The sequence below is a fragment of the Deltaproteobacteria bacterium genome (assembly GCA_016183235.1).
Classification (GTDB): domain Bacteria; phylum UBA10199; class UBA10199; order DSSB01; family JACPFA01; genus JACPFA01.
In genome coordinates this window covers 45,903-57,184 of record JACPFA010000041.1, presented here as the reverse complement: position 1 = coordinate 57,184, position 11,282 = coordinate 45,903, and the positions used below count along the sequence as shown (strand labels likewise).

Here is an 11,282-nt window from a genome sequence, read left to right as displayed (position 1 = left end):
TCCTATTATTTTTTTGAATTAGAGGATGACAGAGGAATACTCTAATTCAATAAAAATAAAGGATTTTTTTGGCCGAGTAGGCTTTACGGGTGCGGGTTCTCGATAGACACCTTAGCCCAACTCAAAATAACTTTTTAGGTGCAACAATTTATCTCCTCTAGCACAAATGGATCTTGCTCCGTCTGCTTCAACATTTCAAAATGAGATCGCGATTTTTCTAAATCAATTTGCCCCAAAGCCCATACCGCATGCCCCCGCAAAATCGGATCAGCATCAGTTAATCGCTTAGCAACACTTTCAAAATAAAAATTGTTTTTGGAATTGCCGGCCACCACCAAAACATTGCGAATAAACCCCTGATATTTACAACGTAACACCGCAGTACCTTTAAAATGTTGGCGAAAATTTTCTTCTGAAAAATTTAAAAAGTTCTGAAGTGACAATTTTTCAAAAGAAGTTTGTTCAATAACCATGGTTTCGTGAGAACTCGTGGCAAAGCGATTCCAAGGGCACACGGCCTGACAATCATCACAACCAAATAAATGATTGCCAATCAAAGGCCGCAAATCACGAGGGATGGGGCCTCTTAACTCAATGGTCAAATATGAAATACAAAGCCTAGCGTCTAATTGGTAAGGGGCTATGATAGCCTGCGTGGGGCACACCTCAATACAGCGGATGCAATGGCCACAATGATCCGCCAGAGGCACACTAGGAGCAAGCTCTAAATCGGTCAAAAATGTAGAAAGAAAAAAATAGGATCCTTTTTGCGGGTGAATCACATTGGTATGTTTCCCCATCCAGCCAAGCCCCGCCCGTTTGGCCCACACTTTTTCTAAAACCGGGCCCGTATCGGTTTCGGTATAAAGCCGATGCTCAGGAAATGTTTTGGCAAACCATTGCGCGAATGCTTTTTGTTTTTTGCCTAATTTTTTATGGTAATCCCCACCTTGGGTATAACAAGAAACACGGTATTCTTCTGGCTCATCAAGGGGCGGTTGATAAAAATAACTTGCCACAATGACAGATCGAAGCCCTGGCAAAATCAATTCAGGTTGCATGCGCTTGTGCTTAAGCTTACTCAAATATTCCATTTGGCCATGCCATTGCTTGACTAGCCATTGAGAAAAATAATTCTCTTCTAAGTTCAGGTTTAAATCTGGGACCGCAATGCCTACCTGGTTAAACCCCAATGATTGTAATTGAGCAACAATAACGTCCCTAGTGGACATGGGAAGAGATTAGAAAACCACTTTGGGTTGGATTGGACTCAAATTCAATAGTACCCTGCCCCACCCATTGCAGGGTAAAAGGATCAACCACTACTTTAACCCCTTCCATCAATAACTCAACATCCCCTTCTTTCTTTTCATCAAAAGAAAAGGCGCACTGCGCACCTTGGCAATCTTGCCTTTCTAACAACACCCTAAAATAGGCAGGGCAAGGCTCGGCCAAAGCTGCTCTAAATTCTTCAATCTTTTGGGCTGCATGAACCGTGATTTTCATGGACCATCATTGCCTATGGCTTCCACCGGGCATGACTCTAAGGCCTCTTGGCACAACTTTTTCTCGTCGTCGGTGGTAGGTTGCTTAAAAACATAAGAATAACCACCATCGTCGTTGCGTTTGAAATTATCGGGTGCGGTTTCACGGCACAGATTGCAATCGATGCACTGGCTATCCACGTAAAATTGACCTTCGGGCTGGTTGGCTAGCTTATCGGTTTTATTTGCCATAATGAGTTGTCTCCTAAAAACCCTACATGAACGATTTGGAAATGCGAGTTCCCATACAATCCTGAAAAAGACAACATAAAATAAATAAATTGAATTTCAATACAAAACCTCTACACTGAGATCCGTCATGTCGGCAAACCCCTCGAGCCACCCCATCGTTCATACCGTAAATACCCAAGATCAATGGACTCTATCACTCTACCGCTACCCAGGGGATTTAAAAAAAACTCGCTATCCGGTGCTTTTAGTTCATGGTTTAGCGAGTAATCGGTTCAATCTTGACTTTCCTGATGAAGATTTAAATTTGGCAAAATTCCTGCATCAGGCCGGTTTTGACACCTGGATCGTTGACCTCCGTGGCGCCGGGGCTAGCAAAACCAAACTCGCTCACCAACAACAATGGAATTTTGATGATTACGTTTTAAGAGATCTCCCTGCTGTTGCCAAAAAAATTAGACAAGTGACTGGGAAAAAACAATTTCACTGGATAGGCCACAGCTTAGGTGGGGTGATGGCTTATGCTTATATTCAACAAATCAATCCAAAAGATCTCAAAAGTTTAACCACCATTGCCACACCCGTTACCACCAGCCGAAAAATCGGTTATATCCGTTACACCTTCGAGTTAGACCGTATCATTAAATACCTACCCCACATGCCTTATCGTTTCATGTCAAAGATAGCGAAGCTATTCACCGAACAAATTCTAAACCATCCCCAGCAAATTGTGATTTCAAAAGAAAACATGACCCCTGCGCTTTTGGAAAAACTACTAAAATATGGGGTAGAAAATGTGCCTACCGCCTTGGTACTGCAAATTCACGATTGGTTTCGGCACGGTCATTTTAAATCGGCCGATCGGAAAGTAGATTATATGGGTTCTTTAAAAAAATTCACCATGCCCATTCTCATGGTGGCAGGAACCCAAGATTCTTTTACCGATCCCGACGAAGTCAAAAAAATCTTGGCCCAATTTCCTAGCAAAAATAAAAAGATTCTCGTGTTTGGAAAAAAGTTTGGCCATCGGGTTGACTATGGCCACATTGACTTGGTTCTAGGCTTACATTCTAAAAAAGAGGTGTTCCCTGCCATTTTGCGCTGGTTGAAAAAGCAGGATTGAAATTGTGCAAAGCGAGATTGCCGCGCTCGGCATCATGGGTCCCCCGGTCAAGCCGGGGGATGACACCGCTCGCAATGACATCAGTCTGGGCTTAAAAATTCTACCTTGGGTAATTCTGGTAAAATTTGCTTACCCACCGCCTCTTCATAAAGTTTCATCACCGCTTTTCGCCCTACCTCTCCATAATCGAGGGTCAACTCGTTCACATACATGCCCACAAATTGATCGGCGGTTTTAGGGTCCATTCCACGGGCAAAACTTAAGGCATAGGCCAAGGCTTCTTCGCGATGTTCTAGACTATATTTAATGCCTTGATAAATGAGTTGGGCGATCTTTTTCATCTTATCAATGCCTAAATCTTTACGAATAATATTCCCGCCCAAAGGTAGGGGTAGGCCAAACTTTGCTTTCCACCACACGCCCAAATCTAAAATCAAATGAAAACCCTTTTCCCGATAAGTCAATTGCCCTTCGTGAATGATCAAACCCAAATCGACTTTTCCACTTTCAATAGCGGGCATGATTTCATCAAAAGGCATGACCATAAAATTAAGATTGGGCTCAAATATTTTTAGGGCTAATAAAGCGGTTGTATTGAGACCTGGCACCGCCACCGTTTTTTCGGCAATTGCATCAAGGGCATAGGGTGTTTTAGCCACCACCATGGGGCCATAATTATCACCCACCGAGGCCCCTGAACTTAGCAAGGCATAATTTTTGGCCACCTTAGGAAAGGCATGCAATGAAATGGCCGAAACCTCATAAACTTGATTAAAAGCCGCTTGGTTTAAGCTTTCGATATCTTTTAAGATATGTTGAAATTCAAATTCGTCGGTTTCGATTTTACCATTAGCCAAGGCATAAAACATGAAGGCATCATCGCTATCGGGGCTATGGGCAATTTGAATAATTTCTTTTTCAACCATGGCGGGCTTGCTCTAACAGGGCCAAGCAAGATCGTCAATAGACCTCTTGCATAGACCTCTTGCATAAAGAATCTTCCAATTCATCTGTAAATAGCGCCACGTCTTTTCGGCGTCATTGTTGTGTTGAAGCCGGCGCTCCAGCGGCGACCCTTATGCAGATTTGCCGGCACGGAATCCTTCCGCGTTCCCCCGCCAGAGGCGGGGGCCTCGGCTTTCCATGCCGGCAAATCCGCATAGGGGGCCCCGCCGCTTCCGCGATGGCTTCACCACAACAATGACCCCGAAAAGACTTTTCTGCAAATATTTGCAGAAATATGAAAAGTTTTACTGAAGGGGGCTAAGGGGGTTATCGAGAACCTGTAGCACAGAAGTAAAGCCGTAGGAGGCCCAACAAAATCTTATTATTTTTTTGAATTAGAGGATGACAGAGGAATACTCTAATTCAATTAAAAATAAAAGATTTTTTGGGCCGAGTAGGCTTTACGGGTGCGGGTTCTCGATAACCCCCTTAGCCCCCTTCAGTAAAACTTTTTAGGTGAGCAATTTGTATAATTATATGAGCGATTATTCTGTAACTAATTGGGGAGGTTTTTTCTTTTTCATGCGGAGTTGGTCTAAGCCTAATACCTGGCCTGGGTTATTGATTAAAAACCCCAGCCCTAAAACCATGCAAGCCACGCTCATAATTTGATATAAATAACCCAAATTAAAACTACTCACCAACATGAGGGCCCCATACACCAACAACAAAAAGGCCGCATAACGAACCATGGCCCCTAACAAAAATAAAACCCCCAAGAGCAGATATAAAATCACTAAAACGTAATAAACTTCTCTTTGATAGGGTAATATATATTGTTGAAAGACAGGTTGAAAAAAACCCAGCGCTCCGCGACTTGCCAAATGAAATAAGGTAAAGCCAAAGGCCTCCGGGCCGCTATATTGTAAACGAAAAATACCTAAGACAAGAAAGATAATCCCAGCGGTAACACGAAAAATAAAAAGCGCTGCCATGTAAATCCTTTGTCATTGCGAGCCCAACGGGCGAAGCAATCCCACCGGTTAAACAAAAGAGATTGCGGAGCCTGCCCTGAGGCCTAGCGAAGGGTCTCCTCGCAATGACAGAGAAGTCTATCATGCTTGAACGGGCTCCAAAATAATAGTGCCTACATCTTCAAAAAGCTTATTTTCAAAAATTGATCCAATTTTTCTTGAGCATTTTAAGTGTGTTTTTAACAATCATTTCTTTGCGCTTCGCCGAAAGATTTGATTGCGTATATTTCAACAAGTGTTTTTCGATGTCGACCACAAAATCTTGAATGTCCACTTCCAATTGTTCTAAAATAAGTTCGTTAAATCGAGCTTGAATCGTAGGGTAAATCCGACCCTGCGCATCCCGCCGCAATAGTTTTTCTAAAACGATGCCTTTAACATCTTCACAATATTGGGTAAAATCTTCGAAAAATACCCCTACCATGGTGCCCGCCATCTCAGTAATCACGCGATCTCGATGGGTGCCCATGAGTTTCATCGGCTCACAAACCACACAGTGTTCTTTATAATGATCTTTTTGAGCATCGTTAATGATCATATCTAAGGTATAAAGATAATCCTCTTTCACCAACGACGAGGCGCTGGTCTTGGTTTGTAAATTACCCTGCCTCGAAAATTGTATGACCTTGCTGTTCATTACCTTTTATATTAACAAAGAATTGGGAAGATAGGAAGGGTTACTGTTTATGACGCAAGGCGGCTTTTATTTGAAACAAATCGAGGTTGGCCCCATGGAGAATTTTGCCTATCTTCTGGGGGATTTAGCCACCCACCAGGTGATCTTGGTGGACCCTGCCTGGGAGGTTGATCGTTTAATTAAGGCGGCTGAAGCTGAAGATTTAGAGATTGTAGGCGCCTTGATTAGCCACCACCACCGTGACCATACCAATGGCATTGAAGATTTATTAAACTATAAAAATTGCCCGATTTATATCCATAAACAAGATCAACAATTTGTCCCCATCCCTAAAAGTAATATTCATTCAACTCAAGATGGTGAATCGATTAAAGTGGGGCAGTTTAATATTCAATTCATTCATACCCCTGGCCACACCCCTGGTTCGCAATGTTTTTTGGTTAATGATCACTTGGTAACGGGAGATACTTTGTTTATCGATGGTTGTGGGCGATGTGATTTGCCAGGTGGCGACCCCGAAGCCATGTATTACACGCTGACACAAAAGATTTTATTGTTGCCCGAAGCAACTCAAATCATGCCAGGCCACAACTACGCGGCCCTTCCCCACAGTAGTTTGAAAGAACAAAAGTTATCCAACCCTTATTTAAGATTAGCCGCTGAATCGCTCAACGATTTTACAAAATTCAGAATGCGGCCAAGGTAATAAATGTCATAGATGGATCCCGGGTCAAGCCCGGGATGACGTAATCCCGTCATCCCGGGCTTGACCCGGGATCCATGATATAGACGTTTACTTCAAAGTCGTAGTAACTTTCCCACCTGGCACGGTCAACACCGACCCCGCGACATTACAAGTAAACTCATGGGCATTTAAATTAGGATTAATATTTGGCACACTGTGCGTCACTTGACCTTGACTATTCACGGCTGGGTAACAAGGATCAATAGCCATCCCCCAATCGTAGATAGGATGAATTTGCAGCCGATACTTTTGCCCCACTTTAATGCCACTGATTTCAAATTTACTGCATTCGGCCCCTGCCTTACTACAATTCCACTGGCTGCGATCATTCACATCGAGCTTAGAGGCTTCAGCCCCTGAAATAACCGAGACCGCATTGGCGTAATCATAGCTCTCGCTGCCGAGGGCGCCACTCACTGGCACAGCTAAAACCTCGGCACATCTTAAATACCACTGGGCCTGCCATGCACTCCCCTTGATCGTACAATCCTGCTTCTTAAAGGTTTGGTTAGCTGGGGTGGGGTCGGGATACATTTTTGCAAAGGCCACCATATCGTCAAGATGCAAGGTCTCTTGCCCACCATTGGGAACAAGGCTGGCATACATCGTAGGGATGTCGTCTTTTAGATCATCCGTGCAACCATTGGGAAACCCATTACAAAAATACACACTCTCAGCGGCCACTTGGCTGTGATCCATTCCTAAAAAATGCCCTAACTCGTGGACCATCACCGCTTCAATATCGGCCTTGGTTAAAATGCGGGCACAACCCCCACCGGCTTCACAACCCGGAAAGACCGTAGAGGAGGCCATACAAGCCGCGTTGATGACAAATTGACCTTTTTTCAAAACGGGATCGTTATATCCATCCCGAGGCGTTATTCCACCTAGTCCCCAAATGGAATATTGATTACACAAGCCAAGCAAATCTTGCATGATAAGACCGTTGGGGTCAAAGATCACCGGATTATAACAAGCGGTATTGGGATCATTGTCGTAACAACCTTTGATCAAGGGGTGGTTAGGATTGTATTGAGGATCGGGAACATAATAACTGGTGTAAGTGGCCAAATTGGCATCTTCGGGTAAGGCAGGCCCTTCTTGAATCGTAAGTTTAACACCCGGCACGCTCATCCATTTTTGAAAACCCGCTGTAATCATGCCTCGAGCGGTGGCATTATCAATATCGGTATTCACTTCGCCTTCTTCTTTCATTAATTGGCAAGAACCCCCTGAATTTTTTTCTTCAGGTAATTCGGCATCTTCTAATTCTTTGTCAAAATTTCCTAAACCACACTTAAAACAACCCGGGTCGGGATTCCACACAATGGGCTGACTCGTATCCCATTTAAAACAGGTGCCGTTAATATCGGTGCCAATACAACCACCGGCTTTAACTAGATTAGGCGATAAAAAACCAATCACGACGACTAGCGATGCTATTGTTAATTGTTTCACTCTTTCGACTCCTTTGCTTTAAGTCGCTCCCGATATTCTTGGATGAGTTGCTGGGTGGGCATGGTACGCCCGGTTTGTGGGGAAGCCTGAAATTCTGGGGTCTCGACTTGACCTGGCACCTTTTGCATAAAAAAACTATTGCCTGATAATCCCACAAACTGCACAAAACCCAACCGCGAAGGTGCGGTTAAAAAGCCTACGAACCTTGTGCCAGCAGGGAGGTCTTTCACCATTGAACCCCGTTCGTTGGGGGTGCCATACATTTTTATTTTAACGACTTCCCCAACCGCTGCACCTTTAATGGATTCCAAACAAAGTAAGTTATAAAAAGTAGCCGGATAGCCATATTCATCCGGCCCCGCTTTTTGCTCTTTGACCTCAAATAAACAGGCCCACTTGGCCCAACCAATGCGCTGCTCAGGGGTGATGGGGCTCACCATCAAGGCCTGAGCGGTCGTACCCATGAACCAAAGAGTTAGAAAACTCAAGAAAGTCGCTATTTTATAACCCATGGAATTCCTTTCAGTTTTTAAGATTCCCAGAACCACCTCATAACCCAACACTAATATTGTAAAAGAAAAAACCCCACTTAATCAACTCCTAAAAGCCGTTGTACTGTCATTGCGAGGCCAGCCGGCCGAAGCAATCTCTTCTGCCCAACCACTGGGATTGCTTCGTCGCAAAGCTCCTCGCAATGACATAAAACCCTTTCTTTCCCAAGTCATTCCCCCTAAAATAGCCCCATGTCGAAAATAAAGCCCCTATTCCTAGAATTATCGACCCGCATCCTCCTGCTATTGCGTTTTCCCTATTTTTTACTGCATAAAAAATTCCCTCATTTTTTCAACCGGCTGGAAGCCCACGCCCCCTATCTCGACACCTCACGCATGTTGACCCGGTTTAATGGGCTGGCGAATTTATTTTTTAGGCGTCTTTTAAGCTCCATTCGATTTCAAGAATCTGAGTTGGACCATATTCGTGAGGCAAGCCAAAAGGGTTTGGTGGTTTACCTCATGCGCAACTGGGGGCAAACCGAATATAATTATTTCAATCGGCTCTTTCTCAAAAAAGGTTTGAGCCTCGCTTGCCACAATAATTTAATTAGCATGCTCCACTGGATGCCATGGCAAGAAGCCCTCGGGGTATTAGCCAAAAAAATCCGTTTCTTTTTTGAACACCACAAGTGGCTTTCTAATCGTGAATTGTTTGATTTAAAAGAGGCCTTAACCCAAAATGAGGCGCCCCTCTTTTGTCTTAATTTGCCTCGCGATTTTGAATGGGAGATGCCAAGTGATTTTTCACTTTTTCAACAATTGCTTTCGGCCCAAGCCGAATTAGACAAACCCATTCAACTCGTACCCTTGCATTTTGTTTATGATCGTCACCCCGGCGGTGAACAACCTAACCTTATCGATATTCTCTTTGGTGAACGCCACAATCCAGGGTGGTTACGTAAAGTCGTTTTCTTTTTGAGAAACTTTCGAAAACGAGCTGTGGCTAGCATTGGCGAACCCATCAATTTAAAAAATTGGTTAAGTGCTGATGCTGAAGCATTGGCCAGCCACCTGCATCATTTGTTTTTCAAAGAAACCAAGGCCATCACCGGCCCCAAATTGCGCCACCGCCGCCGAGTGATCGAAGAAATTTTAACCGACGATGGCTTTCAAGAAAAATTAACTCAATTGTCAACCGAACTTAAAATCCCCATGCCCGAATTGGAAAAAAGGGCTAATCAACATTTAAACGAAATAGCCGGCGACATGAATTCAACGGTCTTTGAACTGTGGGAATTTACGCTCAATTGGATTTTTAAAAATGTCTACGACGGCATTACCCTCGACCACGAAGGTTTGAGCCGTACTAAAAAAATTATTAAAGATCATCCCGTGGTTTTGGTGCCCGCACATCGTAGCCACATGGATTATATTATTTTAAGCTATCTCTTTCTTCTACAGGGTATTTCACTGCCTTATATCTGCGCTGGGATTAATCTTTCAATTTGGCCGTTGGGTGGAATTTTTAGGCGCTCAGGTGCCTTTTTCATTCGTCGCTCTTTTGGCAATGACCGGCTTTATCCCATCACTTTAAAATATTATTTAAAAACCCTGCTTGCCTATGGCTGTGTGCAAGAATTTTTTATTGAAGGCACCCGGTCGCGCTCAGGCAAACTCTTTCCCCCCAAATTGGGGATGCTCAGCATATATGACGAATGTCTTAAAGAAAAAACGGTTGAGGATATTTATTTTATCCCGGTTTCGATTGGCTATGAACGCATCATGGAAGAAAAATCTTACTTAGATGAAGTAAAAGGTCGTAAAAAGAATGCCGAAAAAACTTCTGATCTTTTGAAAATAAGAAAATTTCTCAATCGCAAATATGGCAAAACCTATGTTGAGTTTGGGCAGCCTTTATCTTTAAAACAACACGGGCTTCCTGCTTTTGCAGAAAAAATCATGCGTTCGATTAACTCGATAGCAACCTTATTCCCTTCTCCCTTAATTGCCATGGCTTTGCTAAGCAACCCCTCACGTTCTAAAACTTTAGAAAAGACTTTAGAAAGTGCTATGATTTTCTTAAAACTGCTTGAAAAGAAAGAGATTCGTTTTGCAGATTCTCTCAAAAACAACCCACGCCGCTCGCTCACCGAGGCCTTAAACAAGTTTGTCAAAGAAGGCCTTGTTCAAGAGCACCAAGATGAATATGAAAAATTTTATACCCTTGATGCCTTTAATCGCCCCCGGCTCAATTATTTCAAAAATAATGGCATTCATTGCTGGGTTGATTTTGCCCTTTTCTTCAAGGCCTATTCACTCGCGCAAAATCATCTTATTGAATCGATCCAAAATCAATTTCATATCTTGGGCAAACTATTTGAGTTGGAATTTTTGCCTTCCTCTTACGAAGACACCTTGAACTATCTTCAAACGATCGGGTTGATTGAAGTAGCCAAAGGTGAAGTGAGTTGTAAAGACGTGAACCTTGCTACTGAATTGGTCGAGTTGCTCACTCCGTTCTATGAAACCTACTGGTTAACTCTAAAGACCTTACTGAAAAATGCTTTGCCTGAAATAGAAGAAAAGGTTTTGTTGGCCAAAATCCTCCAAAGCGGCGAAACTCACTGTTTGCGGGGTTTTATTCGCCATCAAGAAAGCCTGTGCCAATTCACCATTAAAAATGCCCTGCATTTTTATATTAATTTAGGCCTCTTAAAAAAATCCCAGAAAAAATCTATTTATTCTCCCGCCCCCCAAAACCATGCTTTAGGTGAAGAATACCTCAATCTTTTAGAAAAATGCCTAGGCCTCTCCGAGGCCCCCTCCCCCCAACTAAAAATTATTTCTGGCGGCTTGGATTGATAAAATATTTGTTCGAAGTCTTTTCGAGGTAGGGAGAGGCCAAGGGAGAGCCTTTCAGCGCAGGAGGTCGGACGTAGGAGGGTTAAAAAATTTTATTGTTTTTTTGAATTAGAGGATGACGAAGGAATACTCTAATTCAATCAAAAACAAAAAATTTTTTAGCCCGACTAGGCCGACCGGGCGCGGGCTCTCCATTGGCCTCTCCCTACCTCGAAAAGACGTGACTCTAATTGAAAATAAAATGGAAGATT

Annotated in this window: 11 protein-coding genes; 3 read left to right on the top strand and 8 right to left on the bottom strand. The window is 43.3% G+C overall.

Features of this window, described 5'->3' with window-relative positions:
* Positions 1-134: 134 nt before the first annotated feature.
* From queG to HYU97_10310, 3 genes are read right to left on the bottom strand one after another with little or no spacing between them, the layout of a single operon-like run.
* A complete protein-coding gene (gene queG / locus HYU97_10320; protein ID MBI2337138.1) occupies positions 135-1,232 on the bottom strand; it encodes a tRNA epoxyqueuosine(34) reductase QueG in 1,098 nt (365 codons plus the stop codon).
* The gene (locus HYU97_10315) at positions 1,222-1,506 is read right to left on the bottom strand and encodes a hypothetical protein (protein MBI2337137.1); all 285 of its coding nucleotides are present in this window, start codon (positions 1,504-1,506) and stop codon (positions 1,222-1,224) included. Before HYU97_10315 ends, queG begins: the two co-directional genes overlap by 11 nt.
* A complete protein-coding gene (locus HYU97_10310) occupies positions 1,503-1,736 on the bottom strand; it encodes a ferredoxin (GenBank protein MBI2337136.1) in 234 nt (77 codons plus the stop codon). Before HYU97_10310 ends, HYU97_10315 begins: the two co-directional genes overlap by 4 nt.
* Positions 1,737-1,863: 127 nt before the next feature.
* Between HYU97_10310 and HYU97_10305 the strand changes: the two genes are divergently transcribed.
* Positions 1,864-2,856 carry an alpha/beta hydrolase gene (locus tag HYU97_10305; GenBank protein ID MBI2337135.1) on the top strand — a complete coding sequence of 331 codons (993 nt, stop codon included), beginning with the start codon at positions 1,864-1,866 and terminating at the stop codon, positions 2,854-2,856.
* An 80-nt stretch (positions 2,857-2,936) separates the two neighbouring features.
* Here HYU97_10305 and HYU97_10300 read toward each other — a convergent pair whose 3' ends face one another.
* The 3 genes from HYU97_10300 to HYU97_10290 all read right to left on the bottom strand — a co-directional run bounded on the left by HYU97_10300 (position 2,937) and on the right by HYU97_10290 (position 5,472).
* Positions 2,937-3,782: an ABC transporter substrate-binding protein gene (locus HYU97_10300; protein ID MBI2337134.1), complete on the bottom strand. Its 846-nt coding sequence runs from the start codon at positions 3,780-3,782 to the stop codon at positions 2,937-2,939.
* Between the two features lie 564 nt (positions 3,783-4,346).
* Positions 4,347-4,796 carry a hypothetical protein gene (locus tag HYU97_10295; GenBank protein ID MBI2337133.1) on the bottom strand — a complete coding sequence of 150 codons (450 nt, stop codon included), beginning with the start codon at positions 4,794-4,796 and terminating at the stop codon, positions 4,347-4,349.
* Positions 4,797-4,971: 175 nt separating this feature from the next.
* Positions 4,972-5,472, bottom strand: a complete 501-nt coding sequence (locus HYU97_10290) for a hypothetical protein (GenBank protein ID MBI2337132.1) — start codon at positions 5,470-5,472, stop codon at positions 4,972-4,974.
* Between the two features lie 49 nt (positions 5,473-5,521).
* Between HYU97_10290 and HYU97_10285 the strand changes: the two genes are divergently transcribed.
* Positions 5,522-6,178, top strand: a complete 657-nt coding sequence (locus HYU97_10285; protein ID MBI2337131.1) for an MBL fold metallo-hydrolase — start codon at positions 5,522-5,524, stop codon at positions 6,176-6,178.
* 87 nt (positions 6,179-6,265) lie between these two features.
* On the opposite strand, the gene HYU97_10280 is transcribed toward HYU97_10285, so the two are convergent.
* Both HYU97_10280 and HYU97_10275 read right to left on the bottom strand, forming a co-directional pair.
* On the bottom strand, positions 6,266-7,675 hold the full coding sequence (locus HYU97_10280) for a hypothetical protein (GenBank protein MBI2337130.1): 1,410 nt from the start codon (positions 7,673-7,675) through the stop codon (positions 6,266-6,268).
* On the bottom strand, positions 7,672-8,187 hold the full coding sequence (locus tag HYU97_10275) for a hypothetical protein (GenBank protein MBI2337129.1): 516 nt from the start codon (positions 8,185-8,187) through the stop codon (positions 7,672-7,674). The genes HYU97_10280 and HYU97_10275 overlap by 4 nt, the downstream gene beginning before the upstream one ends.
* A 231-nt stretch (positions 8,188-8,418) precedes the next feature.
* Here HYU97_10275 and HYU97_10270 point away from each other — a divergent pair, with 231 nt between their 5' ends.
* Complete coding sequence (locus HYU97_10270) at positions 8,419-11,031, top strand: 1-acyl-sn-glycerol-3-phosphate acyltransferase (protein MBI2337128.1); 2,613 nt, start codon at positions 8,419-8,421, stop codon at positions 11,029-11,031.
* Positions 11,032-11,282 lie beyond the last annotated feature (251 nt).

Bases quoted from the DNA above. Each gene is read 5' to 3' on its own strand.
- queG (MBI2337138.1), bottom strand. From the start codon at position 1,232: ATGTCCACTAGGGACGTTATTGTTGCTCAATTACAATCATTGGGGTTT.
- HYU97_10315 (MBI2337137.1), bottom strand. From the start codon at position 1,506: ATGAAAATCACGGTTCATGCAGCCCAAAAGATTGAAGAATTTAGAGCA.
- HYU97_10310 (MBI2337136.1), bottom strand. From the start codon at position 1,736: ATGGCAAATAAAACCGATAAGCTAGCCAACCAGCCCGAAGGTCAATTT.
- HYU97_10305 (MBI2337135.1), top strand. From the start codon at position 1,864: ATGTCGGCAAACCCCTCGAGCCACCCCATCGTTCATACCGTAAATACC.
- HYU97_10300 (MBI2337134.1), bottom strand. From the start codon at position 3,782: ATGGTTGAAAAAGAAATTATTCAAATTGCCCATAGCCCCGATAGCGAT.
- HYU97_10295 (MBI2337133.1), bottom strand. From the start codon at position 4,796: ATGGCAGCGCTTTTTATTTTTCGTGTTACCGCTGGGATTATCTTTCTT.
- HYU97_10290 (MBI2337132.1), bottom strand. From the start codon at position 5,472: ATGAACAGCAAGGTCATACAATTTTCGAGGCAGGGTAATTTACAAACC.
- HYU97_10285 (MBI2337131.1), top strand. From the start codon at position 5,522: ATGACGCAAGGCGGCTTTTATTTGAAACAAATCGAGGTTGGCCCCATG.
- HYU97_10275 (MBI2337129.1), bottom strand. From the start codon at position 8,187: ATGGGTTATAAAATAGCGACTTTCTTGAGTTTTCTAACTCTTTGGTTC.
- HYU97_10270 (MBI2337128.1), top strand. From the start codon at position 8,419: ATGTCGAAAATAAAGCCCCTATTCCTAGAATTATCGACCCGCATCCTC.